The 26403-nt window shown below is 65.6% G+C and carries 30 protein-coding genes and 2 pseudogenes; 13 read left to right on the top strand and 19 right to left on the bottom strand.

All coding sequences use genetic code 11. The features are described from left to right. Together LXM94_RS20040 and LXM94_RS20035 are read right to left on the bottom strand one after the other, a co-directional pair. On the bottom strand, positions 1-700 hold a 700-nt coding region (locus tag LXM94_RS20040; protein ID WP_235773232.1), incomplete at its 3' end, for a LacI family DNA-binding transcriptional regulator. Positions 701-760: 60 nt separating this feature from the next. Further along, the gene (locus LXM94_RS20035) at positions 761-1294 is read right to left on the bottom strand and encodes a MarR family winged helix-turn-helix transcriptional regulator (RefSeq protein ID WP_235773231.1); all 534 of its coding nucleotides are present in this window, start codon (positions 1292-1294) and stop codon (positions 761-763) included. Positions 1295-1404: 110 nt separating this feature from the next. Between LXM94_RS20035 and LXM94_RS20030 the strand changes: the two genes are divergently transcribed. The 4 genes from LXM94_RS20030 to cysE all read left to right on the top strand — a co-directional run bounded on the left by LXM94_RS20030 (position 1405) and on the right by cysE (position 5269). Beyond that, entirely contained in the window at positions 1405-2199 is a 795-nt protein-coding gene (locus LXM94_RS20030) for a creatininase family protein (protein ID WP_235773230.1), read from the top strand. A 145-nt stretch (positions 2200-2344) separates the two neighbouring features. After that, on the top strand, positions 2345-3448 hold the full coding sequence (locus tag LXM94_RS20025) for a CobW family GTP-binding protein (RefSeq protein WP_235773229.1): 1104 nt from the start codon (positions 2345-2347) through the stop codon (positions 3446-3448). Further along, complete coding sequence (locus tag LXM94_RS20020) at positions 3448-4437, top strand: WD40 repeat domain-containing protein (protein WP_235773228.1); 990 nt, start codon at positions 3448-3450, stop codon at positions 4435-4437. The genes LXM94_RS20025 and LXM94_RS20020 overlap by 1 nt, the downstream gene beginning before the upstream one ends. A 10-nt stretch (positions 4438-4447) precedes the next feature. Beyond that, the gene (gene cysE / locus LXM94_RS20015) at positions 4448-5269 is read left to right on the top strand and encodes a serine O-acetyltransferase (RefSeq protein ID WP_235773227.1); all 822 of its coding nucleotides are present in this window, start codon (positions 4448-4450) and stop codon (positions 5267-5269) included. 165 nt (positions 5270-5434) lie between these two features. Here the strand turns inward: cysE and LXM94_RS20010 are convergent, their stop codons facing one another. After that, the gene (locus tag LXM94_RS20010; RefSeq protein ID WP_235773226.1) at positions 5435-5872 is read right to left on the bottom strand and encodes a glyoxalase superfamily protein; all 438 of its coding nucleotides are present in this window, start codon (positions 5870-5872) and stop codon (positions 5435-5437) included. Between the two features lie 247 nt (positions 5873-6119). Between LXM94_RS20010 and LXM94_RS20005 the strand changes: the two genes are divergently transcribed. Beyond that, positions 6120-6752: a LysE family translocator gene (locus LXM94_RS20005; protein WP_235773225.1), complete on the top strand. Its 633-nt coding sequence runs from the start codon at positions 6120-6122 to the stop codon at positions 6750-6752. 6 nt (positions 6753-6758) lie between these two features. Here LXM94_RS20005 and LXM94_RS20000 read toward each other — a convergent pair whose 3' ends face one another. The 5 genes and pseudogenes from LXM94_RS20000 to odc2 all read right to left on the bottom strand — a co-directional run bounded on the left by LXM94_RS20000 (position 6759) and on the right by odc2 (position 11432). Beyond that, a complete protein-coding gene (locus LXM94_RS20000) occupies positions 6759-7796 on the bottom strand; it encodes a serine hydrolase domain-containing protein (RefSeq protein ID WP_235773224.1) in 1038 nt (345 codons plus the stop codon). A gap of 188 nt (positions 7797-7984) precedes the next feature. Further along, positions 7985-8680, bottom strand: a pseudogene (locus LXM94_RS19995) (OmpW/AlkL family protein). A 196-nt stretch (positions 8681-8876) separates the two neighbouring features. Then, the gene (locus tag LXM94_RS19990) at positions 8877-9539 is read right to left on the bottom strand and encodes a LysE family translocator (RefSeq protein ID WP_329605633.1); all 663 of its coding nucleotides are present in this window, start codon (positions 9537-9539) and stop codon (positions 8877-8879) included. Between the two features lie 76 nt (positions 9540-9615). Then, positions 9616-10206 carry a GNAT family N-acetyltransferase gene (locus LXM94_RS19985; protein ID WP_235773222.1) on the bottom strand — a complete coding sequence of 197 codons (591 nt, stop codon included), beginning with the start codon at positions 10204-10206 and terminating at the stop codon, positions 9616-9618. A gap of 92 nt (positions 10207-10298) precedes the next feature. Then, on the bottom strand, positions 10299-11432 hold the full coding sequence (odc2, locus tag LXM94_RS19980; protein WP_235773221.1) for an ornithine/lysine decarboxylase: 1134 nt from the start codon (positions 11430-11432) through the stop codon (positions 10299-10301). Between the two features lie 551 nt (positions 11433-11983). Here odc2 and LXM94_RS19975 point away from each other — a divergent pair. The 3 genes from LXM94_RS19975 (at position 11984) to LXM94_RS19965 (ending at position 14633) form a co-directional block, all read left to right on the top strand. Beyond that, positions 11984-12889: a LysR family transcriptional regulator gene (locus LXM94_RS19975; protein WP_235773220.1), complete on the top strand. Its 906-nt coding sequence runs from the start codon at positions 11984-11986 to the stop codon at positions 12887-12889. Positions 12890-12990: 101 nt separating this feature from the next. After that, a complete protein-coding gene (locus LXM94_RS19970; RefSeq protein WP_235773219.1) occupies positions 12991-13632 on the top strand; it encodes a DUF1007 family protein in 642 nt (213 codons plus the stop codon). Further along, positions 13626-14633, top strand: a complete 1008-nt coding sequence (locus LXM94_RS19965; protein WP_235773218.1) for a nickel/cobalt transporter — start codon at positions 13626-13628, stop codon at positions 14631-14633. The genes LXM94_RS19970 and LXM94_RS19965 overlap by 7 nt, the downstream gene beginning before the upstream one ends. Before the next feature lie 16 nt (positions 14634-14649). Here the strand turns inward: LXM94_RS19965 and LXM94_RS19960 are convergent, their stop codons facing one another. From LXM94_RS19960 to LXM94_RS19945, 4 genes are all read right to left on the bottom strand, one after another. Beyond that, the gene (locus tag LXM94_RS19960) at positions 14650-14868 is read right to left on the bottom strand and encodes a hypothetical protein (protein WP_235773217.1); all 219 of its coding nucleotides are present in this window, start codon (positions 14866-14868) and stop codon (positions 14650-14652) included. After that, positions 14865-15557: a GNAT family N-acetyltransferase gene (locus LXM94_RS19955; protein WP_235773216.1), complete on the bottom strand. Its 693-nt coding sequence runs from the start codon at positions 15555-15557 to the stop codon at positions 14865-14867. Before LXM94_RS19955 ends, LXM94_RS19960 begins: the two co-directional genes overlap by 4 nt. A 108-nt stretch (positions 15558-15665) precedes the next feature. Then, the gene (locus LXM94_RS19950) at positions 15666-16364 is read right to left on the bottom strand and encodes a tellurite resistance TerB family protein (protein ID WP_235773215.1); all 699 of its coding nucleotides are present in this window, start codon (positions 16362-16364) and stop codon (positions 15666-15668) included. A gap of 115 nt (positions 16365-16479) precedes the next feature. Further along, on the bottom strand, positions 16480-17118 hold the full coding sequence (locus LXM94_RS19945; RefSeq protein ID WP_235773214.1) for a 2-dehydro-3-deoxy-phosphogluconate aldolase: 639 nt from the start codon (positions 17116-17118) through the stop codon (positions 16480-16482). A 181-nt stretch (positions 17119-17299) separates the two neighbouring features. On the opposite strand from LXM94_RS19945, the gene LXM94_RS19940 reads away from it, so the two are divergent. From LXM94_RS19940 to trhO, 3 genes are read left to right on the top strand one after another with little or no spacing between them, the layout of a single operon-like run. Beyond that, positions 17300-17794 (top strand): CYTH domain-containing protein, encoded by a 495-nt coding sequence (locus LXM94_RS19940; RefSeq protein WP_235773233.1) that lies wholly within the window; start codon positions 17300-17302, stop codon positions 17792-17794. Continuing rightward, the gene (locus LXM94_RS19935; RefSeq protein WP_235773213.1) at positions 17772-18674 is read left to right on the top strand and encodes a CHAD domain-containing protein; all 903 of its coding nucleotides are present in this window, start codon (positions 17772-17774) and stop codon (positions 18672-18674) included. The genes LXM94_RS19940 and LXM94_RS19935 overlap by 23 nt, the downstream gene beginning before the upstream one ends. Before the next feature lie 57 nt (positions 18675-18731). Beyond that, the gene (gene trhO / locus LXM94_RS19930; protein ID WP_235773212.1) at positions 18732-19676 is read left to right on the top strand and encodes an oxygen-dependent tRNA uridine(34) hydroxylase TrhO; all 945 of its coding nucleotides are present in this window, start codon (positions 18732-18734) and stop codon (positions 19674-19676) included. Between the two features lie 8 nt (positions 19677-19684). Here the strand turns inward: trhO and LXM94_RS19925 are convergent, their stop codons facing one another. The 6 genes from LXM94_RS19925 to LXM94_RS19900 form a co-directional block, all read right to left on the bottom strand. Continuing rightward, positions 19685-20023, bottom strand: coding sequence for a hypothetical protein (locus LXM94_RS19925; RefSeq protein WP_235773211.1), 339 nt, complete (start codon positions 20021-20023; stop codon positions 19685-19687). Between the two features lie 80 nt (positions 20024-20103). Then, entirely contained in the window at positions 20104-20511 is a 408-nt protein-coding gene (locus tag LXM94_RS19920; RefSeq protein ID WP_235773210.1) for an aconitase X swivel domain-containing protein, read from the bottom strand. A gap of 20 nt (positions 20512-20531) precedes the next feature. Continuing rightward, complete coding sequence (locus tag LXM94_RS19915) at positions 20532-21800, bottom strand: aconitase X (protein WP_235773209.1); 1269 nt, start codon at positions 21798-21800, stop codon at positions 20532-20534. Positions 21801-21808: 8 nt separating this feature from the next. Beyond that, on the bottom strand, positions 21809-22219 hold the full coding sequence (locus LXM94_RS19910) for a GFA family protein (RefSeq protein ID WP_268965191.1): 411 nt from the start codon (positions 22217-22219) through the stop codon (positions 21809-21811). A gap of 213 nt (positions 22220-22432) precedes the next feature. After that, positions 22433-22774 carry a hypothetical protein gene (locus tag LXM94_RS19905; RefSeq protein ID WP_235773207.1) on the bottom strand — a complete coding sequence of 114 codons (342 nt, stop codon included), beginning with the start codon at positions 22772-22774 and terminating at the stop codon, positions 22433-22435. 445 nt (positions 22775-23219) lie between these two features. Further along, positions 23220-24599, bottom strand: a complete 1380-nt coding sequence (locus tag LXM94_RS19900) for a GH1 family beta-glucosidase (protein WP_235773206.1) — start codon at positions 24597-24599, stop codon at positions 23220-23222. 310 nt (positions 24600-24909) lie between these two features. Between LXM94_RS19900 and LXM94_RS19895 the strand changes: the two genes are divergently transcribed. Both LXM94_RS19895 and LXM94_RS19890 read left to right on the top strand, forming a co-directional pair. Further along, positions 24910-25383 carry a VOC family protein gene (locus LXM94_RS19895; protein WP_235773205.1) on the top strand — a complete coding sequence of 158 codons (474 nt, stop codon included), beginning with the start codon at positions 24910-24912 and terminating at the stop codon, positions 25381-25383. Between the two features lie 211 nt (positions 25384-25594). Further along, a complete protein-coding gene (locus tag LXM94_RS19890; RefSeq protein WP_235773204.1) occupies positions 25595-26038 on the top strand; it encodes an SRPBCC family protein in 444 nt (147 codons plus the stop codon). Between the two features lie 118 nt (positions 26039-26156). Here LXM94_RS19890 and LXM94_RS19885 read toward each other — a convergent pair. Next, positions 26157-26403, bottom strand: a pseudogene (locus LXM94_RS19885) (gfo/Idh/MocA family oxidoreductase); the annotation flags it as partial.

The following is a 26403-nucleotide window of genomic DNA, read 5'->3' as shown; positions in this document are numbered from 1 at the left end:
GGACGGCAGCCTCGAAGCCACCCTGTTTCGAGCGCGGGCCGGGAATGCGCAGGCCCGGATCGACCGCGATGTTCGCCTTGCGCAGCGCATCGACGTAGCCCTGGTACCGGTCACGCCCCGTCGAAGTCTGGTCGGTGCCGCCGACCATGGCGATGACGCGATGGCCGAGGCCGATCAGATGGTTGGTCGCAAGCGAGATGCCGTAGGTGTCGTCGCCGCGGAAGATCGGAACGTCGAGCCCGTCGATCGACCGGGCGATCAGGATCGCCGGCATGCCGTTGTCCTCGGCGAGCCGGATGTCGGAGGCCGGCGTGCCGATCGCCGGCGACATGATGACGCCGTCGCCGCCGAGCTGCAGCAGCGTCTCGACGAATGTGCGCTGCTTCTCCACCGAATCGTAGTGGTTGGACAGGATGAAGGTCTGCCGGTTGCGGTCGAGCTCGCCTTCGATCGCCTTCAGGATTTCCGCGTAGAACGGGTTCATAATGTCGTGAACGACGACGCCGATGATGCCCGAGCGCGAGGTGCGCAAACTCGCGGCCCGACGGTTGTAGATGTAGCCGAGCGCCCGCGCCTGCTCCTTGATCCTGTCGCGCGTGAGAGCGGCGACAAGCGGGCTGTCGCGCAGGGCAAGCGACACCGTGGCCGTGGAAACACCCAGCGTTTCCGCGATCGTCGAGAGCTTGATCTTTTGTGCCACATCCCCTCCCGGCCAGGCCCGAAAAATCCAAGACCGTCTTAAACGATTTATTTAAACTGTTTAAATCTCCTCCGCAACCGAACCCTCCTCGTCCTCCACCGGCTTTGCGTTCGGCGACCTCAGATTGTCGTCCACGGCACGCAGCAGCTTCAGCAGCGTGCGCGTCTCCTTGTCGCTCAGGCCTTCGAGCGCCTGCTCCTCGCTGATTCGCGACGCTTCGACGATGGCACGCAGGGATGCCCGGCCGGCCGGCGTCAGATGCACGACCGTCAGGCGGCCGTCGTCGCTGTCCGGCCTCTTCTCGACGAAGCCCTGCGCCTCCAGCCGGCCGATTGTGCGCGTCATTGTCGGTGCCTTCACGCCGAGATGCGCCGCAAGTGCGCCGGCCGTCATGCCGCCATTTTCGCCGAGCGCCAGCAGAACGCCGTCCTGGCCCGCATAAAGGCCGCTTTCCAGGAGATTGCGCGACAGCACCGTACGCATGGACCGCGCGGCCTGCACGATCGCGACACCCAGACCCGACGCACGACCGTCGTCGTGGGGCTTCTTCTTGCCCGCCTTCGCCTTCTTGTCGTCCTTGTGCTTCTTTCCCATCTCTCTCCCGCTGCGCTCAGGGCATCGCCCGCCGCGCATCTCTTGCATCGCACCCGACGCATTGTATGACAGAGCAGCCCCTTCCGCCGCAAGACCAGGAGACGACCTCAATGCCGCTGCCGCCACGACGGCTCGCCCTTGAAGAAATCGATGCGCTCGACAAACGCACCTGGAAAAACTGCATCGCCGTCCTGCCGCTCGGCGCGCATGAGGGCCACGGCCCGCACCTGCCACTTGAAACCGACAGCTTGATTGCCGCCGGACTGGTCGACCGTCTGATCCCGATGCTCGCCGACGACCTGCCGGTGACCTTCCTGCCGGTGGAGACGGTCGGTTATTCGCCGGAACATCTCGACGTTCCGGGCACGCGATCCCTCACCTATGGCGCGGCGATCGAACGGTGGATCGGCATCGCGGAACGGCTTGCCGCAATCGGCATCCGCAAGTTCGTGATGCTGAACGCCCATGGCGGCAATTCGCCGCTGATGTCGATCGTCGCGACCGAAGCGCGCATCCGCTTCGACATGCTGGCCGTCGCGACGAGCTGGACGCGCTTCGGCCAGCCCGACGGCTGGATCTCGCCGGAGGAGAAGGCAATCGACATCCACGGCGGCGACATCGAGACCTCCGTCATGCTGGCGCTCAACCCGGAAAGGGTCGACATGACGAAGGCGAAGGCCTTCGGGTCGCGCCAGCAGGCGTTTGCCGAGACTTACCGGCATTTGCGCGCCTATGGGCCGCATGCCTTCGGCTGGAAGATGAGCGACCTCAACCGGGAAGGCGTCGCCGGCAACGCTGCTGCGGCCACCGCGGAAAAGGGCGAGCGCCTGCTCGCCCATGCGACGCGGGAGTTCCTGCGTCTCCTCGAAGACGTCCACCGCTTCGATATCGACGATCTGGCCTGACACACCGCTGCTGCCTTCCCCGCAAGAGCGGTGCCGGGAAGACAAACTTGCGTTCGCGCCATTTGCGCTGCCTCTTCCGATCTCCTATATCAGAGCCCGACCCGGATGCCGCAGGCCATCCCCATCTTGTCCGCTCGAGGCTCCCATGACCGACACCGCCGCCCAGAAGCCCATTCCCGTCACAGTCCTCACCGGCTACCTCGGTGCCGGGAAGACGACGCTCCTCAACCGCATCCTCACCGAGAACCACGGCCGGAAATACGCGGTCATCGTCAACGAGTTCGGCGAGATCGGCATCGACAACGACCTGATCGTGGAATCCGACGAGGAAATCTACGAGATGAACAACGGCTGCATCTGCTGCACCGTGCGCGGCGACCTGATCCGCGTCGTGGAGGGTCTGATGCGCCGTCCCGGCCGCTTCGACGCGATCATCGTCGAAACCACCGGCCTTGCCGATCCGGTCCCGGTCGCCCAGACTTTCTTCATGGACGACGACGTTCGTTCGAAGACCGAACTCGACGCCGTCGTCGCTCTCGTCGATGCCAAGCACCTGCCGCTGCGCCTCAAGGATTCGCGGGAGGCCGAGGACCAGATCGCCTTCGCCGACGTCGTGCTGCTCAACAAGACCGATCTCGTGACGCCCGAGGAACTGGCAAGGGTCGAGGCGACGGTGCGCGTCATCAACCCGTCCGCCCGCATCCACCGCACCACGCGCTCCGAGATCGATCTCGCCAAGGTGCTCGACCAGGGTGCGTTCAACCTGGAGCGTGCACTCGAAAACGACCCCCATTTCCTCGATCACGATCATCCGGACCACGCCTGCGGCCCCGATTGCGACCACGATCACCACCACCACGATCACGATCATGAGCATCATCATGATCACGGGCATGACCACCACGACCATCACCACCACGATCACGGCCCGTCGCCGATCCACGACGTGACAGTGCAGTCGATCTCGCTGCGTGGTGGCGAGATGAACCCGGACCGCTTCTTCCCGTGGATCCAGAAGATCACCCAGACGGACGGACCGAACATCCTGCGGCTCAAGGGCATCATCGCCTTTGCCGGCGACGAGGAGCGTTACGTGGTGCAGGGCGTGCACATGATCGTCGAGGGCGATCACCAGCGCGCCTGGAAGGACGGCGAGAAGCGCGAAAGCCGGCTCGTCTTCATCGGCCGCGACCTCGACCGGGAGAAGATCGAGCGAACCTTCAGGGCCTGCGAGGCGAAGCCGAACTGATGCCGACAGTCGCTCCCCTTGATCTGGACGGCCACGTCGTCGCGGCCGCCTTCCTTGGCGACGTGCCCTTCTTCGCTGGCGCATCGGGCGAAGTCCACCGGCTCGACCACGGCCGGAAGACCGCCACGATCCACGACGGGCTGCTTGCCTGCGTGCGCGACGACGCAACCGGCACGCTCCTGACGGGCGGCGAGGACGGCAAGGTCCAGCGCATTGCGGCGGATGGCTCCGTCACGCTGCTTGCCGAGGTGCCGCGCAAATGGATTTCGATCGTTGCGCCCGGACCGCAGAGCGCCGTCGCTTTCGCCGAGGGTCGCACTGCGCGCGTGCGGCTCGCCGACGGCACGGTCAGGGAGTTCCCGGAAAGCCGGACGGTCGAGGGCATCGCCTTCGCGCCGAGAGGCCTGCGCATCGCGGTCGCACGCTATAACGGCGTCTCGCTGCATTGGGTCGGCATGGCCGGCCAGCCGGTCGATCTCGAATGGAAGGGCGCCCATACCGGCGTCACCTTCTCGCCCGACGGCCGGTTCGTCGTCACCAGCATGCAGGAGAACGCCCTTCACGGCTGGAAGCTGGACACGAAACCCGGCGCCGAGACACGGCACATGCGCATGACCGGCTATCCCGCCAAGGTGAAGTCGATGTCCTGGTCGGCAAAGGGCAAATGGCTTGCGTCCTCCGGCGCCCCGGCGGCGATCGTCTGGCCCTTCCAGGCGAAGGACGGCCCGATGGGCAAGGCGCCGCTCGAACTCGGCACACGCGCCGACGTCATGGTCACAAGTGTCGCCTGCCATCCGGTGGAGGACGTCGTGGCGATCGGCTATTCCGACGGAATGGTGCTGGCTGCCCGCTTCACCGACAGCCGCGAGGTGCTGCTGCGCCGCCCCGGAAAGGGTGCGGTCACCGCGATGGACTGGAGCCGGAGCGGCAAGCTGCTTGCATTCGCCACGGAGGCGGGTGACTGTGGCGTGGTGGATATTGCCGGATAGGAGGAACGGCATGGTTTGCAGGCCGAAGAACACCGAGCCGGCTCCCCGGCAACGCGGCGTCGAAACCGAAGGCGCGGTCTGGCAAAAGATCCGCGACGAGGCGTCGGCGCTTGCCGCGCGCGAGCCGGCCCTGCGAACGCTCCTTTCCCCGCTCATCGACGTGCCGTCGGGGGCGGTCATGCTCGTGCGGGTCCTGGCGGCGCGGCTCGCCGTTTCGGCCGCGGAGCGCGAAGTGATTGCAGCCCTGCTCTCCGAGACCCTGGACGGCGATATGCTCGCGGCAACCGAAGCGGATCTTGCGGCGGTCGTCGAGCGCGACCCGGCCTGCCCCGGCGCCGCTCACGTTCTGAGCAATCTCAAGGGCTTCCAGGCACTCCAGACCTATCGATTCGCCCATCGCCTCTGGCAGTCCGGACGGACGGAGGCAGCCCGCTGGCTCGCGAGCCAGGCGGCGCTCGTCTTCGGGCTCGACATCCACCCCGGCGCGCGGATCGGTCGTGGCGTGATGCTCGACCACGGTTCGGGCATCGTCATCGGCGAGACGACGGTCATCGAGGACGACGTGTCGATCCTGCAGAACGTGACGCTCGGCGGCACGGGCAAGCAGACCGGCGACCGCCATCCGAAAATCCGCCGCGGGGTAATGATCGGCGCCGGCGCGAAAATCCTCGGCAATATCGAGATCGGCGCCTTCAGCAAGGTCGCGGCCGGCAGTGTCGTGCTGCGGCCGGTGCCCGCCCATACAACGGTGGCGGGTGTGCCGGCGACGGTCGTGCGCATCCATGCCGCTTCGGAGCGACCGGCCGCCGAGATGAACCAGAACATTCTCTGATCGACGGCGTCGGGGCTGCATCTGCCCGACTGCCGCGGGCTGCCCGCGGCTTCGTCATGCCGCGCAATGCCGCATCCGCGGTGGGACCGGGACGATGCCCGGCCCCGGATTTGGGGGAAGCGAGATCGCGCCCGGCCGTTCTCGTGTTTCTGACCGCGACCGGCACTACCATTCGAGCTCAAGATGCGGCCGTCCGTCGGAGGTACGCTCTGCGGTACGCCCGTCGCTGGCAACCGTGCAGGAAACGCGCCGACGGAAAGCCGAGAAGCTCTCGAAGGTCACCACATCGACCGGCATGTCGAAATGCAGCGTCAGCCGGTAGCGCTCGCCGCTCAGCATCTGGACCCCGCGGACCTCCGCGTCGAAGGGCTGGCCGAGATAGTGGCCGCGCACCCGTGATCCGAGCCGCCACGGATCGAAGGGCGGACGGTTGCCGACCGCAGCATGAAGCGTGTTCCAGTCGCGATAGCCGTATTGCGCGGCGAAGAGCTCGAGCGCTCGTCCATGGGTTATCGTTTCGCCTCCGGCCGCAAAGCGGACGCGCAGGCGCTTCGCCTGATCCTTGAGGGCATCGAGGGAGGGAAGCGGTATCGAAAGACGCATGTCTCCGGTCTCCAAAATTTCGCATGCGCCGTATCGGAGGGGTCCGCGTTGCCACCGTCGCATGCCGAAAATTCGGGACCGAGGGGTGCTAAAGAGAGACTTCACCAAAGCTTGCGCTCGCGGACGGCCGGGGCTCTCACCCGTGATCCCTCCCTAGCCGCCCGCTCTCCGCTTGTCAAATCCGGCGCCACAACGGCGCTTGCGTCCGCGCCGAAAGCGTGGGAGCAATGGGACGGGAGGAGCCGCGATGAGCCTTGTCACCCTGTCCGCTTTCGCCGTCGTCGCCTTCATCGGCATCGCCACACCCGGACCGACGGTCCTGCTCGCGCTCGCAAACGGGTCGCGCTACGGCATCCGCCGCGCGATGCCCGGCCTGGCCGGCGCGGTGCTCTCCGATTTCGTGCTGATCGGCGCCGTGGCGCTCGGCCTCGGCGCGCTGCTTGCCGCCTCGGAGTTCTGGTTCACCGTCGTCAAGTGGCTGGGCGCCGCCTACCTCGCCTTCCTTGGCCTGCAGATGCTGCGTTCAACCGGCTCGATCGGGCGCGCGCTGGACGAAACCCCTGCCGGCGGCCGGACGGCAGGCGCGATCTTCGCCAAGAGCTTCCTGGTCGCCGTGACGAACCCCAAGGGCTACCTTTTCTTCTCGGCCTTCCTGCCGCAGTTCATCGATCCCGCCGCGCCGCAGGTCGAGCAGTTCGCCCTCCTCGCGCTTGTCTTCGCCACGATCGATTTCCTGGTCATGCTCGGCTATGCGACGCTCGGCTCTCAGGCCGTCCGCGTTCTGCGGACCAGCGGAGCCGTTTGGCTGGATCGGATCTGCGGTGGCGCGATGCTGGCGCTTGCCGGGTCGCTTGCCTTCTACCGCCGCGCCACCGGCTGACGGTCGTCAACTCTCAACCGTTCCGATGATCTTCGCGAGCACCCCATGCAGGTCGTCGCGATAGCCGTTGCGCGCCGACGGCCCGCTTTCGTCCGACGTCATCGCCACCGTCAGGCCGAGCTCCGGAACGATGTAGAGCATCTGCCCGCCGAAGCCCCAGGCGAAATGCACCGTCTTGCCGCCGATCATGCGCTCGAACCAGCCATAGCCGTAGCCGTCGTTCGAAAAGCGCGAGTTGGTGCGCACCTGCCAGGACTGCCGCACCCACTCCTCCGAAACGAGTTGCGTGCCGTCGGGCGTGCGGCCGCCCCGGCGGTAGAGCTCGCCGAAGGCAAGCAGCGAGCGGGCACTCATCGCCATCTGGTTGCCGCCGAGATAGATGCCCTGCGGGTCGCGGTCCCATGCGCCGATGCGGAAATCCTCGAGCGGACCAAGCCAGTCCCGGGCCAGCGCGAGCGTCGACTTGCCGCCGACCTTCGTGAGGATCGCCGAAAGCAGATGCGTCGATCCCGTCGAATAGAGCATGGCCCCGCCCGGTTCATCCACGAAGGGCATGGCGAGTGCGGCACGCACCCAGTTTCTGCTCGCCACCCACCGGCCGTAATTGCCGCCCGACGTCCGTTCGAGACCGGCCTGCATCGAGAGAAGATGACCGATCGTCACCCTTTCCAGACGCGGATCCGGATCGTCCGGCAGCTCCGCGTGCAGGATCGGCGCAATCGGCTGATCGACCCCTTCGAGCAGCCCCTTGTCGATCGCGATCCCGACGAGCGCCGAGATGATCGACTTCGAGGCCGACTTGATGTTCGCGCTGTCCGCGGCCGCATGGCCGCGATACCCGCGCTCTGCGACGATGCTGCCGTTGCGGGCGACGACGATCGCCCTTAGGCGCGCGAGATTCTCATCCGATCCGGCCGACTGCAGAATGGCGGAGAAGTCTGTCTCCTGCGGAGACGGCTCCGCCGCGCCCGCCGTCCGGAGGCCGGACGCGATGATCGACAGGGCGAAAACAGCCAGCAGAAGGGAAAGGGCGAAACGAAGCATGCCGAACCGTAGCACCCGCCCTTGCCCCAAAGTGGGCACGCTACGGTTCTCACGGGAAGTTGAGCGGAGCCGGGCCTCGCCGCAACCCCGCTCTGCTCTCTCCCGCCGTGCCGCGGCGCACGACGCGCGAAGCCGGCAGCGACGGTCGAGTGCATTCCGTCACGACCCTGTCGTGGGAAGAGCGGGGGCTAGAAGCGATAGGTCACGCCGGCCCCGATCAGCCACGGATTGAGCTTCGCCTTTCCCGAAAGTGGCGCCCCGTCGAGATTCACCTTCCAGTCGGGCTCGAGGAACAGCTTCTTCACATCGACATTGAAGCCCCAGTGTTCGTCGACCATGTAGTCGAACCCGATCTGCAACGCCGCACCGACCTTGTTCTCGACGTCCAGATCGGAAAACGCGCCGGAACCGGATTGCTCGTAGAAGAGCGTGTAGTTCACGCCTGCCCCGATATAGGGCTTGAAGACGCCGAGATCGGTGAAATGATACTGCAGAGTGAGCGTGGGCGGCAGCAGCCAGGTCTTGCCGACCTGTCCCAGTCCCTCGATCGAGCCGTCCGCATCGATATTGGCGTAGGTGGTGCCGAGGATCAGCTCCGCTGCGATGTTGTCGGTGAAGAAATAGGTGATGTCGAGCTCCGGTACGACCGTATCCGAATAGGAGAGATCCGACCCCGCGATACCGTTCACATGCCCGGAATCCTGTGTGATGACGCCGAGGCCGCGCAAACGAACCTGTCACGGGCTCCGGGCTGCCAGTTCCGTGCCCGCCTCGGGCGCGGCCATGCGCTCTTCGAGGTCGGCGGCCGATGCCTGGCCGGCTACAAGCATGAGACCGGCGGCAAGTGCCACGCAGGCTGCCCGTCCCGTTGCTTCGCTCTTCATGTCGTCTCTCCTTGATCCACGCGATTCGTCTTGACGGGCGACTATGATGCCGGGACGAGAGCGCTTCCCTTGAGCTGAATCAATCGGCTGACGGGACCGGAAAAGCGGCAATGGCGAGAGGCGGCCAGCGCGGTAATTTCGCAACAGAAACAATCACAAACGTCAATTCCGGCCATGCCGGCCGGTCGCGCCGCACTCACATCCGGGTCGACCAGGCGAACCACAGGGCGACGGCGGCGAGCAACAGGGAGAGAACCCGCCGGACCCGCCGCTCGCGCTCCGGGTCGGTCAGAATCGGCTCGAAGGCAGCCGCGAGGACGACGATGGCGGCGTGGACCGCAGTCGCGACCGCCACATAGACCGCAACGAGTGCGACGTTCTGGGTCAGAAGCGGTCCGGCGGGATCGACGAAGGCCGGAAGCACGGTGATGAAAAACAGGGCCGCCTTCGGGTTGAGCAGATTGGTGACGAGGCCGCGGCGGAAATAGGAGAGGCTGGACCGGTCGCGCGGCGCATCGTCGAGTGCCGCGTCGCGCCAGGCGTCGAAGGCGAGGTAGAGCAGGAAGAGCACGCCTGCCCAGCGCAGCACCTCGTAGACCGGACGCGATTGGCTGATCAGCTCCGCCAGCCCCACCGCCGCCGCCAACCCCAGCAATGCGAGGCCGAGGGCGACGCCAGCGACGGTCGCAAGACCCGGCTTGCGGCCTTCCCCCGCCGCCACGACGGCAAGGTAGGCCATGTTAGGTCCCGGCGTCAGCTCGATGAGAAGGGACGTGAGGGCAAAGGAAAGAAGCGTTGTGAGCGGCAGAGCAGCGAAGGACAGCGATTCCAAGAGAACACCTTGAGCGGCGACCGACACATCAGTCTTTCACGCCGCCCGCCCAGACACAACGCGGCACCGGCGACTCGAGGTCGCCGGGCCCCGGCAGGCCGGGTCAGGCGGCCTTGCGGAATTCCGCGGACTGGAGCCTGCGGCCGCTCGCCACCAGCATGCCGGCGGCGCCGTCCAGCCAGCCACCCTTCAGCTCCAGCGCCAGGAAGCGCCGACGCTCGAACGGACCGGGCATGACGAGATGCTGCGTTCTTTCGGCGAAGAAGCCGAAACGCTCGTAATATTCCGGATCGCCGACGAGAAGGACCGCGCCGTGGCCGAGATTGCGCGCCTCGGTGATCGCCGCGCGCATCAGCGCGCCGCCGATGCCCTTGCCCTCATAAGCGGGATCGACCGCGAGCGGGCCGAGCAGCAGCGCCGCAATTGCATTGCCCGACACGTCGACGCCGGCTTCGACGTTCCAGAGCCGCACGGTACCGATGACATGGCCGGACGGATCGCGGGCGACGAGCGCGAGCCCGTCCGCCGGCACGCGGCCGCGACGAAGCTTCTCGGACGACTTGCGGAACCGGCCCTCGCCCATGGCGCGGTCGAGCAGGCGTTCACGCGCCACGACGTCACCGGCGTTTTCCCGGTCGAGGGTGAAGGCAGACTGCGCGAAGAACGCGCGGACAGAATCAAGAACAGTGGCCATCTTTGGGCCTCCCGAACTCAAAACCGATTCAGACGGTATCCAGAACGAATTGTGAAGGTGGCGCTCCCGCATTGTCCGGGAGCACCGAAGCATCAGATGACGTAGGCCTTGAGCGGCTCGAAGCCGTTGAAGGCGACGGCCGAATAGGTCGTCGTATAGGCGCCCGTGCCTTCGATCAGAACCTCGTCCCCGATCGAAAGCGTGATCGGCAGCGGGTACATGTTCTTCTCGTAGAGCACGTCGGCCGAATCGCAGGTCGGGCCGGCGAGCACGCAGGGCTCCATCTGGTCGGCATCGCGGGCCGTGCGGATCGGATAGCGGATTGCCTCGTCCATCGTCTCGGCCAGACCGCCGAACTTGCCGATGTCAAGGAAGACCCAGCGGTGGTTGTCGTTGTCCGACTTCTTCGAGACGAGGACGACTTCCGCCTTGATCACACCCGCATTGCCGACCATGCCGCGGCCCGGCTCGATGATCGTTTCCGGGATCTGGTTGCCGAAGTGCTTGCGCAGCGCGCCGAAGATCGCCTTGCCATAGGCTTCGGCAGACGGCACGTCGCGCAGGTACTTGGTCGGGAACCCGCCGCCCATGTTGACCATCTTGAGTTCGATGCCCTGTTTTGCGAGCTGCACGAAAACGCGCTTGGCATCGGCGAGCGCCGAATCCCAGGCATCGACCTTCGTCATCTGCGAACCGACATGGAACGACACACCGTAGGAGGCGAGCCCGAGCTGATGCGCGTAGACGAGCACGTCGACGGCCATCTGCGGCACGCAGCCGAACTTGCGGCTGAGCGGCCACTCGGCGCCTTCGCCGTCCGTCAGGACGCGGCAGAACACGCGCGCACCGGGAGCGGCACGGGAAATCTTCTCGACTTCCTCATGGCTGTCGACGGCGAAGAGGTTGACGCCGAGCGCGTGGGCGCGGGCGATGTCGCGCTCCTTCTTGATCGTGTTGCCGAACGAGATGCGGGCAGAGGTCGCGCCCGCGTCGAGCGCCATCTCGATTTCGGCAACGGACGCGCAATCGAAGTTGGACCCCATGCTGGCGAGCAGGCGCAGGATTTCCGGCGCCGGGTTGGCCTTGACGGCATAGTAGATCGAGCTGTCCGGCAGGGCGTGCCGGAAAGCCTTGAAATTGTCGCGCACGACATCAAGGTCGACCACGAGGCACGGGCCCTCGGGACGTCGGGTGTTCAGAAAGTCGATAATGCGTGCAGTGGTCATCTCGGTATTCCCCATATCCAAAAGCTCCGGAAAACCGGAGGACAAAGGGCATATGCGAACACGCTCTGGAACCAGCCGGTGGAGACCCCGGATCCAAGCATGCGCATGATGCGCGAATGGTGGATCAAAGCCCGCCTAGGCTTTCATCCGGCTTTGTCTGCCATGGATTGGTGGGATGTCCCGACCGCACTTCCGGCAATGAAGGTGTGCCTCTTCAGTAACCCCGGCTGATGGAAAGCCGGCCGAGACCAGAAAGGCCCGCACCGTCGTTGCTTCAAGGTGTCCTCGCATTTCCCGGTTGGCCGGGATAGCGACTGGAGCGGTTAGTTCCAGGTACCTTACCGATTTCCTCACCAATTCGAGGGTTCGGCGGACACCCACAGGCACGTGCGACTTTGGGCAAGGGAGGAAATAAGAAGAATCGCCGTCGCAATCAAGCGGTTTTTGGAAAAAACTATTGAAAAAGGCTTCGAACCGGCGACATTCGCCAAACGCGGTAAAAAGGCACGGTTAACACGACCGTCCGCACCGAAGGACGCTCAAGGGAGCCCATGGATACCCTGACCCGCATCAGAGCCTTCATCGACGTGGTCGATGCGGAAGGCTTCTCCGCCGCCTCGCGCAAGATGGGCCGCTCCAAGGCGCTTCTGTCGAAATATGTGCGCGAACTGGAGGACGAGCTCGGCGCCCTGCTGCTGAACCGCACGACTCGGCAGTTCTCGCTAACCGAGGTCGGCCACACCTACTACCGCACCGCCTCGGAAATTCTGAAGGAGATCGACAATCTCGCAGACCTCGTCCGCGAGAAGAACACCGACCTGAAGGGACGCCTCAAGATCTCCGCGCCACGCACCTTCGTCGACGCGGAGATCGGTCAGTCCGTCATCGATTTCGGCCGCGAGCATCCGGAACTGTCGCTTGAGATCGTCTCCGACGACCGCTTCGTCGATCTCGTCGAGGAAGGTTTCGACGTCGCCATCCGGATCACGCGACTGGAAGACTCGGCGCTGATCGCCCGCAAGCTCGGCGATTTCCACCTGACGATCTGCGCCTCCGAGGACTTTCTGGCCCGTACCGGGCCGATCGGCCACCCGAGCGACCTCGCGCGCATGCCCTGCATCATCGACACCAACGGCAAATCGCACAACAACTGGCGCTTCGTCGACGAGAAGGGAGCGAGTTTCAGCGTGCCCGTCAGCGGCCATTTCGAAGTCAACAGTCCGATCGGCGCGGTGCGCGCCGCCGAAAGCGGCCTGGGCATCGCGGTGGTGCCGGAATTCATCGCCCGGTCGCGCATCAAGAGCGGCCGGCTGGTATCGTTGTTCGAGGATTATCTGCCGGCCGACCGAGGGATCTACGCGATCTATCCGCACCGCCGCTACCTGCCGGCAAAGGTACGGACATTCGTGGACTTCCTGCACAACTGGTTCCGCAAGAACGTGACGAACGGCGACTAAGGCGCGGCGTTCTGTCCCTTGCCCTTGTCCCAATTCAGGCGCATTCTCGGGCCAGTAGATGCGCATCACATGCGTACCCAATGACAGGACGAGATCAGTCCATGAAACCTCTGCACCTGCTCCTCGGGAGTATCGCTCTGTTGGCACCCGCGGCCGCCTCGGCCCATCCGCATATCTTTGCCGAAGCACGGCTCGAAGTCGTGGCGGGCGCGGACGGAACCGTCAGCGAACTGAGGAACGTCTGGCGCTTCGACGAGATGTTCTCATCCAGCGTCATCCTCGACTTCGACAAGAATTCGAATCTCAAGCTCGACCCTGACGAACTCGCCGACGTCGGGCAGACCGTGCTCGAGTCTCTCGAGGAGTTCAATTATTACACCACGATCACCGAGGACGGCAAAGACGTGAAGGTCGGCAAGCCGGACAAGATCAACGTCGACTTCCAGGACGGCCAGCTTCTCATGTTCTTCTCGGTCAAGCCGGGCTCGACGATGCCGCTCAAGGGCAAGCTGACCTTCGGCGTCTACGACCCGACCATGTATGCCTCGATGGACTTCGCCAATGACGAGGACATGACCGTCGTCGGCGACGAATTCGCGGTGTGCAAACACACCGTCGTGCGGCCGAACGCGGATGAGGTGCTCGCCGAGAACCAGGCCAGCCTGACCGACGCCTTCTTCAACGACCCCACCGGCACCGACATGTCGAAGCTCTTCGCGACGCGGCTGGAGGTGACGTGCTGATGCGTCGACCGGCCGGCAACCTGGTCCTTGCCGCCGTCGTCCTTCTCGTCGCCGGCGCCGGTCTCGCGCATGCCCAGTCGCCGCTTGGCATCGGCACGGCGGAGCCGTCGTTTCAGACGACGGGACTGTTCGGGGGTGTCCTCGCCTGGATCAACGCCGAGCAGCAGGCCTTCTACCGGCTCCTGACCGGCGCGCTGAAAGCGATGCGCGCGGATCCGTGGGCGGCCTCGACCCTTGTCGGACTGTCCTTCGCCTACGGCGTCTTCCATGCGGCCGGCCCGGGCCACGGCAAGGCCGTCATCTCCTCCTACATGCTTGCGAACGAGGTGGAGCTGAAGCGCGGTGTCGCGCTTTCCTTCCTCTCCTCGCTGCTGCAGGGCGCCGTTGCGGTGATGCTCGTCGGCGCGGCCTATCTGGTGCTGCGCGGCACGACCATATCGATGACCGACGCGACCCATGCGCTCGAAGTGGCAAGCTATGCGCTGATCGCCCTCTTCGGCGCCTGGCTTCTCTACCGCAAGCTCTGGAGCCGCCAGCCGCGCGCCTCGGCGCTCGGCGCGCAGGCCAGCTTCGCCGCCGTCGAGGTCGGCGCGCACGACCACCGTCATCAAGGTCCGGGCGACGTCTGTGCCACCTGCGGCCACGCCCATGCGCCCGATCCGAGCCTGCTGCGCGGCGAGCGCTTCCGGCTCCGCGAAGCCTGGTCGGCCATCGTCGCGGTGGGGCTCCGGCCCTGCTCGGGCGCGCTGATCGTGATGACCTTCGCGCTGCTGAACGGGCTCTATCTCGGCGGCGTCCTGTCGGTCTTCGCCATGTCGATCGGCACCGCGATCACGGTTTCCGTCCTGGCAACGCTTGCCGTCAGCGCCAAGAGCGCCGCCGTGCGCTTCGCCCGCGACGGATCGACGGCCCTGCGTATCGGCAGTGCGATCGAAATCGTCGGCGCCCTGCTCGTCATGGTGCTCGGTCTCATCCTTCTCGGCGCGGCACTCAGCGCCTGAACCTGGAGTGCGGACCTTAGTCCTCGTGCCGCCGCTGGTAGCGGGCCCTCAGCCAGAAGAGCAGGAAAAAGGCGAGTACGAAGCCCGCGCCGACCACGGCCGCGAGCCACGGCGAGACGTCGCCGAGCGCGATCATCAGCCTCGGCAGGAAGAAGAAGGCAAGGCCCGTTCCGACGAGGATCACGGCAGCGGCAATCGCCGGCGAAGGACCCTTTCCGGGAGCGCCGTCGCTCATTGCGCGGCCGCCTTTCCAGCTTCCGCCCTCAGATCCTCGAGCCGGCGCTTCTGCTTGCCGTCCGCATCGAAATTCGTGGGATCAAGCCAGGCCTCGAAGGCGGCGGCGAGCACCGGCCATTCGCCGTCGATGATCGAGAACCAGGCTGTGTCGCGGTTCTTCCGCTTCGACAGCATGTGCTGCCGGAACACGCCTTCGAAGGAAAAGCCGAGGCGCAGCGCCGTGCGCTTGCTGGCTTCGTTGAGGTTGTCGCATTTCCATTCGTAGCGGCGGTAGCCGAGATCCTTGAAAACGTGCCTGGCGAGCAGATACTGCGCCTCGGTGGACAGCGGGGAGCGTGCCATCCCGGTGCCATGCGCGATACCGCCGATCTCCACGACGCCGTTCGCCGGGTCGGGCCGCATGTAATGCGCCATGCCGGCCGGCCTGCCGGTCGCCTTGTCGACGATCACCTCGCGGACCCAGCCCGACTTGATCACGGCCTCCGACCAGGCGTCGAAGCCCTCGAGGCCGGCAAAATCGTCCTGCGCGAAATATTTGAGCAGCGGGTTGATGCCCATGCCGCCGAAGGCCTCCCACAGGGCCGTCAGATGCGCCTCGCGCTGATAGGGCTCGATGCGGACAAAGCGGCCTTCCAGCGCAACCGGCGCCGGCGGCGGGCAGCCCTTCCAGGTGCTGAGATCACGCATGTCCCCTCCTCGTCGATCTGTGGCGGCGGGACCGTCCGCAAACGACGGCCCGCCGTCTGCATAGATCAGCCGGCGGGCACGTACAAATGCAAAGTGGTGATGGACCGATCAGGCCTGTACGGCGACCTTGGCGGACGAAACCGTCGCCTCGATATGGTCGACGAGCGCATCGGCCAGGCCGAGGCGACCGGCGAGCAGGTCGAGATAGCCGCGCTCGGCCCGGGTCTCCGGCTCGATCGCGAGGCGCGAGGCGGTGTAGAGCTCGACCTTCTGTTCCTCGGTCTTCGCCGCCCCGACGATGCCGTCGAGATCGATCGGACCGGCGAGCTCCTGCTCGAGGAAGGCGGTGGCGTCCGAGGCGAGCCCCGAGACAGTCAGCTTGTCGATAATGCGCGCCCGCTCCGCGTCGTCGATATGACCGTCGGCGCGCGACGCCGCGATCATCGCCCGGACGAGCACGAGCGCGAAATCGGCGCTGACGGCTGCCGGCTCGAAACCGGAGTCGGCCGGCGGCGGCGGCAGTTCGGGCTCGGTCTGCGTGGTCTCCGGGTTCTGGCCCGCCTTGTAGTTCTTGTAGGCCTGATATCCAAGGCCGGCAATTGCCGCGAGGCTGCCGAGCTTCAGCGCCGATCCGGTGAGTTGGCGACCGGTGCCGGTGCCCAGCAGCACGCCGGCGATGGCGATGGTGGCGAGCGGATTGTCCTTGGCGAGCTGGGTGACCTGCCCCGCCCTGTCACGCACGCTGCCGCCCGCGCCCGGCACCTGCGAACCGAGGAACTGGTCCAGCAACTTTTTCGCATCGAACATCGGCGGTTCTCCCTTGCTTGAGCCGAATGGCAAGATAGGAATGCCCGATCCGAATTACAAACGCATAACGGGCGGCCGCCGGCCGCCCGCACGTTGCGGCCCCTCGACCTCCGGGCTACTTACCGAGCTGCGACGCTTCCGCCGCGAGCCTGGTGATGCCGTCCCAGTCGCCCTTGGCGACGAGTTCCTTCGGCGCCACCCAGGAGCCGCCGACGCAGACGACGTTCGGCAAGGACAGATAATCCATGGCATTCTTGAGCGAGATGCCGCCCGTCGGGCAGAACAGGGTACCGGCGAGCGGCGAGGACAGCGACTTGAGATAGGCTGCACCGCCTGCCTGCTCCGCCGGGAAGAATTTCAGCACCTCGAAACCTTCCTCGCGCAACGTCATCACCTCGCTCGCCGTCGCCGCCCCCGGCAAGAGCGGCACGCTCGACGCCCTGGCGGCAGACAGCAGCGCCGGCGTGGTGCCCGGGCTGACGATGAATTGCGAGCCGGCCTTCACGGCCTCGTCGAACTGCGCCGGGTTGAGGATCGTTCCCGCCCCCGCTACCGCGCCCTCGACCTCCTCCGCCACGGCACGGATCGCCTCCAGCGCGGCCGGCGTGCGCAGCGTGATCTCGATCGCCTTGAGGCCGCCGGCGACGAGCGCGCGCGCCAGCGGAACGGCGCTCCTGGCATCGTCGACGATCAGCACCGGAACCACCGGCTGCAGTTTCAGGACCGAGAGAAGCGCGTCGGTTTTCGTCGCCATGGCCGGCTCCTTTAAAACGATTGAAAATTCTGGTTCCGCAATAGCCGTTCTCGCCCGCGGTGTCGAGACCGAAGGCTTGATCCAGCGCAACGATCGGCCCGTGAAGGAACCTTAACTTGCCTTGGCGACGGTATTGTGTAGTCTGTCGCCGTTCTGGGACGCCAACGCGAAAGCGGATGTCATGGCTAAGGAAATCGAACGCAAGTTCCTCGTGTCCAGCAACCGTTGGCGCCTCCAGGCCGATGGAGGCGTCGCCATCCGACAGGCCTACCTGACCGCCCTCGATGACCGCTCGCTGCGGGTGCGCACCTTTGCGGACGGGCAGGCCCGGCTGACGCTGAAGGTCGGACAATCCGCCCTGGTGCGCGACGAATACGAGTTCGACATTGACCGGACCGAGGCCGAGGACATGATGAGCCATGCCGTCGGCAAGGTTATCGAGAAGGTGCGTTACAAGGTCCATGTCGGGGAGCACATCTGGGAAGTCGACGTCTATGGCGGCGATTACAACGGGCTGGTCATCGCCGAAGTGGAACTCGCGAGCACCAGGGATCGCCCCGAAATTCCCGACTGGGTGGGTCGCGAAGTAACGGGCGACGCCCGTTATTCGAACCAGGCCATGGCACTCGGGGAGCTCGCCACCGGGGCGGTAAATGCGCTTCACCATCAGGCCTGACAAAGCCTTCGGCAAGGAAGTGCGCAGGCTTGCTGCCGGCTACCTCGACAGGGCCATCGCCTCCCTCGAACAGCAGCCGGACGGACCGCATGAAGCGGTGCACGCGGCGCGCAAGCAGTTCAAACGCCTGCGCGGCCTCTATCGCCTTGTCGCCGAGGCCGACAAGGCCTTCCAGGAGGCGGAAAACGAACGCATCGGCGGCATCGCCCGCGCCCTGGCCGGTCTGCGCGATACCACGTCTCGGATCGAAATCACCCGCCATCTCGCCGTTGCGGCCGGCACGGCGGAAGAGCACATGGCGTTGATCCGCATCTGCGAACGGCTGATCGCCCGGCGCGACCAAGAGGGAAACGGTACGCCGCTTGCGGAGATGATCGGCGCCGCGATCGACGGCTGTCGGGACGCACGTGACGCGGTGAAGATGTTCCGGCCGGACGGGGGCGCCGCGGCGGAGATCGTCGCCAAGGGCTGGGAGCGCACGGCGCGCAAGGCGCAGCGCGCCTTCGCCGACGCACGCGCAACGGGCGACGCCGAGAATTTCCACACCTTGCGCAAGCGCACGCAGGACCGCTGGATGCATTGCGGCTTCCTCGTCGATCTCTGGCCGGCCGCGCTTCGCAGCAGCCAGGTCGAGGCAAAGCGCCTGGTCGACCTGCTCGGCCTCAACCAGGATATCGCGCTGCTCGGCACCTTCGCCGACCATCATCCCGACGCACTGGGCCCGTCCGAGGATCTTTCCCATCTGCTATCGGTCATGATCGCGGAGGGTGACCGCATCCGCGGCGACGTGCTCAAGCTCGCCGCGGACATCTTCCGTGACGACCCGGCCGGGGATGCGCGCCGCGTGGCGGCGCTGTGGCGCCTTGCGGCCAAGGCCTGACGAAGCGTCGCAGGGCCGGCGATTGCCTGAAACCGCGCGAGGATGTATGTGGCGGCCATGACCGACACCTCTGCCCAAAGCCCCGCGACGGAACGGGACGGCTACCTCGTCGCCGCCCTCTACCACTTTGCAGCCGTTCCCCGGTTCCGCGACCTGCGCGAGCCGCTCGCGGAACTCTGCGAACAGAGCGGGGTCAAGGGAACGCTCCTGCTCGCCCACGAGGGCATCAACGGCACGATCGCCGGCCCCGCCGCCGGCATCCGCGCCGTGCTTGCCCATCTGCGCGCCCAGCCGGAATTTTCCACGCTCGAGCACAAGGAAAGCTGGTCGCAGGACATGCCTTTCCTGCGCCTCAAGGTGCGGCTCAAGAAGGAGATCGTCACCATGGGCGTCGAGGACATCGACCCCAACCGGATCGTCGGCACCTATGTGGCGGCAAAGGACTGGAACGCGCTGATCTCCGATCCCGACACGATCGTCATCGATACCCGCAACGACTACGAAACCGCGATCGGCCTCTTCAAGGGCGCGGTCGACCCGAAGACGAAGACCTTTCGCGAGTTCCCGGACTGGGTGCGGCAGAATACCGGTCTGCACAACAAGCCGAAGATCGCCATGTACTGCACGGGCGGCATCCGATGCGAGAAGGCGACCGCCTTCATGAAGGCGGAAGGTTTCGACGCGGTCTATCATCTCAAGGGCGGCATCCTGAAATATCTCGAGGAAGTGCCGCCGGAAGAAAGCCTATGGGAAGGCGCCTGCTTCGTCTTCGACGAGCGCGTCTCCGTCACGCACGGACTCGCCGAGGGCGAGCACGAACTCTGTCGCGCCTGCCGCCAGCCGCTGACCGCCGAGGACATGACGTCGCCGCAGTTCGAGGCCGGCGTTTCCTGCCCGCACTGCCACGGATCGCGAAGCGAGGAGGACCGGCACCGTTTCCGCGAACGCCAGAAGCAGATGGCGCTGGCCCGCAAACGCGGCCAGCGCCATCTCGGCAGCTGAATGCGGAATCAGGCTGCGGCCGGCTTGCGCTCGTGCCGCCGCTTGATGCCGTCGATCTCGCGGGTCAGCGCCTTGAAATCGCCGATGGCGACCTCCTCCCTCTCCGACAGCCCGCCGGCCTTCTCCAGCCGGTCGACGAGGACGAGAAGCACGTCCTGCATGCGGCCGATCTGCCGGCCGTAGCTCGCGACATCGGACAGCACCTCCGCTTCGACGTCCGGATCGCCCGAGGGCCCGAGGTCGATGTGGAAGAGGCTGATCTGCGAATTGCTCGGACTGAAGATCCAGGTCCAAGGGTTGATCGACTGGACGACATCGCCGGACAGCGGCATGCGGAAACGGGCCATGGCGCACCTCGTTCGAAGAGCGTCGATCATAGCGGATTCTGCAGCGCAGCAAAACCTTGCAGCTGAGCTGGCCGCCAGGCTCAACCCTTGCCCCGGATTTCGCCGACACCTTCCGGCGTTGTGAGAACCAGCCCGCTTTCGCCGACGAGCGCTGACCAGTCGTCACGTTCAGCAACGAGGACGGGGCAGGCCGTGCCGTAGAGTTCCGCCGCGATCATGGCGCCGACGGCAACGATCGGATCGCCAACGAGAAGCACGATGCCCGCTGGCCCGGTTCCAAGCCGGATCGCCTCGGCGAGCACCGAACTGCCGGAGCTGGAGCCACGGCCGGCCGGCATCAGAAGGATGCACCCGCGAACCGATGCGCTGTACTGGGGGTGCCAGCGATCGATGATCGACCCGGTGGCGCTATCGAGCCCGCCCCAGAAGCTCAACGGCTCGTCGAGCGTCAAGACCGCCCCGGACGCCGAGCCGGGTACGAGCACCATGGCCGAATAAACCCTCGGGCTCAAAGCCGCACCACCCTGCCCGCCCGCGCCGAGGCGACGCATTCGGCAAGCGAGCCGAAGGCGACGGAAACGCCGATATTGCCCGGCGCGTAGTAGGCCCACTTGCCGGAATTGGTCATGACCGCACCGGACAGGTCGCGGATGACCGCCGTGACATAGGTGCAGGTATCGACAACCACGGTCACGCCCGCCGCCTCGATCCGTTCCAGCCAGCCCCGAGCCCGGAGATCCTCATGAACACTGCGGCCCGTGTTGACGTAGAGATCGACGGCCAATCGGGAACCGTCGAGAAGCGGCATGAGCCGCTCGAATTCCGCGAGTGAGAAATGCGGCGTTCCGAGACTGACGGCGGAGAGCGGCGTTCCCTCCGGGACGGTGGAAAGGTCGCGGATCGTATCGCGGAGGTCGCCTGCCGAAAGGCGGATTGTCTCGTCCGGCGCCTCGCCCTGGAAGGCGGCTTCCCGCGACGCAGCCTCGGGCGTCAGGCCGACGGCATGGAAGAGTGCCACGGCACCCGACGAAGCCGCGACGGCGCCGAGCGCCTTGAGGTCGTCCTCGGCCGAGCGGATCGGCAGCCCGACGATGGCCGGCACCCGGTCACTGCAGCGCCGCCCGATGATGTGGCCGACCGCGACGCAGGCCAGCCCGGCCTCGTCCCATTCGGGCGGCAGGCTCTCGACCTCGACCAGAACGCGCGCACGGCGGTTTTCCGTGACGTGCAGGCCGTAGAACGGCGCACGGCCCGTCATGGCACAACAGAGGTCGATGAAGTCGCCGTAGCGGTTGGTGCGCGCGCCGAGCACGGAATTGGCAAAGACGATGGCATTCGATTCCGCCCAGGCGATCTGCGCGCCGAAGCGCGGACGGAAGATCGTCTGATACGGCGCGCAGGTGAAGGTCGGCACGCAGCCGAGCTCCTCATGCGCCCGCATCAGCCGCGCTCCGGCAGCGGCGAACGGCATCTTGCCACGAAAGAGTTCCGGATGGATGAGATCGACCGAGCCGACATTGAGGGTCGAGGGAACGTGCACCCGCCCGCCGAGCGACAGCAGATGTTCCACGAAGTCAAGGCTGACCGCGCCGAGATAGAGGCAGCCGTCGATATGCGCCGCCTCGATGTCGATGAAGCGCTCCGCACCGACGGCCCCGGCAAATCGCAGCAGCAGGCGCATGCAGAACGCGGCCGCAGGACCGTGGCGCCCGGCGAGAAGGTCGTCGTCGACGGGGTCGAGCGAAAGCGAAGAACCGGCCGTTTGGACGGCACCCATGGAGGACATCAACCGCCCGCCTCCGGCGGCATGGTCTCGAAGCAGGGCAGCCCGTGATCCGCGACGTCCCAGGCCGGCCGGCTGCGCACCATGACTGTCTCGCCGGGCGCGAATTCGGACGGATCGTCGAGCGTGCCCGCATAGACGGTCCAGCGCGGATCCTCCGGCGGGCCGGAGCCGAAGATCTGGCTGCCGCAGGCAGCGCAAAAACAGCGGTGCGACGGAAGACCACTGCCGCCGGTGACGCTGAAGGATCTGACACTGCCGGAAAAGGCGACGTCGTCGCGCGCGAAGATCATATGGCAGCTATGGCCCGTGCCGGTTGCCCGCTGGCAATCACGACAGTGGCAGAACCCCGCATACTGCGGCGCTGCATGCGTTTCGTAACGAACCGCGCCGCAAAGACATCCGCCTCTCATGCTGCCCTCCCTTTCGGTAAGAGCATAGCGCGTCGTACGATGCCGTGGAAAGTACGCCGGCGGGCTGCGGGTCCCGCCGGCGTCTCCGATGACGGGGCATCATGCCCGACCGGCGGCATTGGGAGCGAGCCGGCGCCATACAGAGGCGGTGTCATCCCTTCTGGCGGACGGTGGTGCAGTATCCGCGGGAACGTGCACCTGCCGCCGGGCCTGTCAGACCCAGATCGTGCGATCGCCGAACGGCGTCTCCTCATCGAACGTCTTCGTTCCGATGGATTCGCTTTCGCCGGACAGCATCCGCTCGCCTTCGTCGCCGAGGAGCGCCTCGGACGTCGTCTCGGTATCGAGTGCGGCGAGCTCGGCCTTCAGAGCAGCGATCGCTTCCTCGATCTCGGTGCGGTCCTCATCGGTCTGGGCATCTTCCAGCTCCGATTCCTTGGCCGCGATCTGGGCTTCGAGCTGAGCCTTCTCCGCACTGGACGAACCGGAGGTGCTGGAGGAGGAACCGATGCTCGAAACGTATGACAGGGATGAACTCGAAATGGCTGAAACCATCTACACATCCTCGTCTTTCACCACTTGCGGCAATCCTCGACCGAGGGCTGCCGTCGCCACAGTCCGCGCAACGGCGGAAGGTGGGAAGACAACTTTTCATCGACGAAAATCTGGGGGACGAATCGGACCGTTTCCGGTCATCCATAGCCTCGATCGCAAAAGCATTCCGTCTGCGCCGGCAGTTCGGCGATTTTCCGCACTTCCGTTTCGAAAAGGGGAATACGTGAGAATGGTTTTCTCGCTGCCCGCCTTCGTCCGCGCTCGCCGGAGCAGGCCGACCACGGCGCGGCCGGCGGAGCCGAAACACTAAGAAACCTATCGTTACAATTTTTTCCAGTCGGACGGCCGGCGATCGGCGGGCGAAGCCCGTATCGGGGCGGCAAATGCAACGGAACGGCAGTCTCCTGCCCGGCTGTCCGGTCGCGATTCGCGCCCCGCCCGGACCTCAAGCCGCGTCGTACGTATGATTTCCCTTTGGAAACCGGCTGGCCAGTTGCCGGTACCAGTGGCCGCTCTTCTTCACGGTGCGGACCTGGGTCTCATAGTCCACATGCACGATGCCGAACCGCATCCTGTAACCCTCCGCCCATTCGAAATTGTCCATCAGGCTCCAGGCGAAATAGCCGCGCATCGGGTAGCCCTCGGCAATCAGATCGGCGGTGACATCGAGATGGTCGGCGATGTAGTCGAGGCGCGGCTGGTCATCGACGGCGCCACCCTCGACATCCATATTGTAACAGGCACCGTTCTCGGTGATGTAGCAGTCGGGCAGCGTATAGTCGGCATTCAGCCTGCGGATGAGATCGCCGAGCGCGGGTGGGTGGACCTCCCAGCCGATGTCGGTCCTGACGTCGACGACCGGTGGCGCCGGCACGGTCGCCGGGAATTCGGCGCCTTCCGCCGGATCGGCGGCGACGCGCATCGGCGTATAGTAGTTGAGCCCCCACCAGTCGAGCGTCTGGGAAATCGTCTCCATGTCGCCCGGTTCGATCGCCGGCATGCGGTCGCCGAGTGCCTGCATGAAGCTCTCCGGATACGCACCCCCGAAGGCCGGGCCGAAGAAGGCGCCGTTGTGGAAATCGAAGGCGCGGTCTGCCGCCGCCCGATCCGCAGCGGTCTCGGAACCCGGATAGATCTGATGGGCGTTCAGCACGAGGCCGACCGGCAGACTGGGCCGTTCCGCACGGATTGCCGCAACACCGAGGCCATGGGCGAGATTGGTGACATGCAGCGCGTGAAGTGCTGCATCCATGTTGCGCTCGCCCGGCGCATGAATGCCGTAGAGATGGCTCAGCCAGACCGAACACCAGGGCTCGTTGAAGGTGGCGACCGCATCGAGCCGGTCGCCGAGCCGGGCGATCGCCGTCTTGGCGTAGCGCTGGAAGGCGTAGGCAGTGCTCCTCGCCGTCCAGCCGCCGTCGCCGGCGAGTGCAAGCGGCAGGTCCCAGTGGTAGAGCGTGGCGAAGGCCCGGATGCCGCGCGCCTTCAGCCCGTCGACGAGGCGGTCGTAAAAGTCGAGGCCTTTTTCGTTGACCGGCCCGATCCCTTCGGGAATGACGCGCGGCCAGGCGATGGAAAAGCGATAGGCCGAAACGCCGAGCGCGGCGATGAGGTCGAGGTCGTCGTCCAGCCGGTTGTAGTGATCGCAGGCAACGTCTCCATTGTGGCGGCCGAAGACCCGGCCGGGCATGTTGGAAAAGGCATCCCAGATGGAGGGCTTGCGACCATCCGCCTTCGACGCGCCCTCGATCTGGAAGGCGGCGGTGGCAACGCCGAACAGGAAATCGCCCGGGAAGCGCTCTGCGAGTGTCTTGGGGTCGGTCATCTCGGTTTTCCGGTTTCTGGCGCCCGCCCGTTCGGATGCGGGCTGTTTGGCGGTTCCTTGCTGCAACGTTGCAGTACTGCCGTGGGGCGGAATGTCAACGCCAAAGCGATCAGAAATCGATCCGCCCTCCCGTGGCAGAGCACGTCCCCATGCGCATGCAGCGGCAGCGACGCCACACCATCGCGCCTGCGGGTCTGGCCAACCGAGGACATATTGACCTTTCAGGCACAATCTCGCGGTCACGGCCCTGGAGAAAGCCGCTCTCCCTCCTATCTCGACATAAGCGTCGGAGACCCGGGAGGAACACGCGATGGCGAAGAACACGATCTGCGTATGGTATGACAAGGACGCCGAGGCGGCGGCGCGGTTTTACGCCGAGACGTTTCCAGACAGTGCGGTGGGTGCGATCATTCGCGCGCCCGGCGATTATCCGGACGGCCGGCAGGGCGACGTGCTGGTCGTCGAATTCACCGTCGCGGACGTGGCCTGCGTCGGCCTGAACGGCGGCCCGACGTTCAAGCACAACGAGGCCTTCTCCTTTCAGATTTCGACGGAAGACCAGGAGGAGACCGACCGCTACTGGAACGCCATCATCGGCAATGGCGGCACGGAAAGCGAATGCGGCTGGTGCAAGGACAAATGGGGCATCTCCTGGCAGATCACACCACGCGTGCTGATGGACGCGCTGAAAGCCGGCGGCGGAGAAGCCAAGCGCGCCTTCGATGCGATGATGACCATGCGGAAGATCGACGTCGCGGCGATCGAGGCGGCACGGCGCGGCTGAGCCCCCGTCCTCCGCCTGTACGCTATTTTCGCCGGAGCGCCTGCGCCACCGGGGACCGGCGTTTGCAGACCTCGGCGATATTATCGCCCCGTTCCGGCCGGTGCGGCTGGCCTTGCCGCCTATTCGACGATAATTTCCGGTTCTGGTGTCGGATCGGCGGTCTCTGGCTCGTCCTTTGCGGGTCTGCATCATCCAGGGAAGGAAGAGACCCATGCCCAGCACCATTCGCCTGCACCGCGTTTTCGCCACCAGCCCGGACAAGGTCTACCGCGCCTTCATCGAGGCGGATGCGCTCGCCAAGTGGCTTCCGCCGAACGGGTTCCTGTGCACCGTCCATCATATGGAACCGAAGGTCGGCGGGGCGTTCCGGATGTCGTTTCGCAACTTCACCACCGGCAACAGCCACGCCTTCGGCGGCACGTTCCTGGAACTCGTTCCAGGCGAGAAGGTGCGTTATACGGACACGTTCGAGGACCCGAGCCTGCCGGGCGAAATGGAGGTGACCGTGACGCTGACCAAGGTGTCGGTTGGCACCGAGGTTCATATCACGCAGGCCGGCGTGCCTGACCTCATCCCCGCCGAGGCCTGCTATCTCGGCTGGCAGGAGTCGCTGCGCAATCTGGCGAAGGTCGTCGAGCCGGATATCGGCGAATAAGGGGCGGCAATGCTCGCCCCCTCGCCGACAAAATCTGAGGTTTAGCCTTCGGCTAATTCCTCGATTTTGTATCCTCTCCCTCGATGGGGAGAGGAAACGCCTCGCATGCATCCAGGGATCAGACCTTAACCCAGGCGCCATTCTTCTTCGAGGACTGCACGCAGGCATCGACGAAGACCATGCCCTTCATGCCGTCGTCGACGGTCGGGTAGGTGACGGCCGGATCGACCGTCTCGCCCTTGCGCTTCGCGAAAATTGCGCGGGCGGCTTCCGAATAGATGTTGGCGAAGCCTTCGAGGTAGCCTTCCGGGTGGCCGGAGGGGACGCGGCTCATGCGGGCGGCGGCGGCACCGGCGCCGGCGCCG

The organism is Rhizobium alarense (genome assembly GCF_021555155.1).
Classification (GTDB): domain Bacteria; phylum Pseudomonadota; class Alphaproteobacteria; order Rhizobiales; family Rhizobiaceae; genus Rhizobium_D; species Rhizobium_D alarense.
Note: the sequence above shows the minus strand (reverse complement) of the source record. Positions and strands in the feature narration are given on the sequence as shown.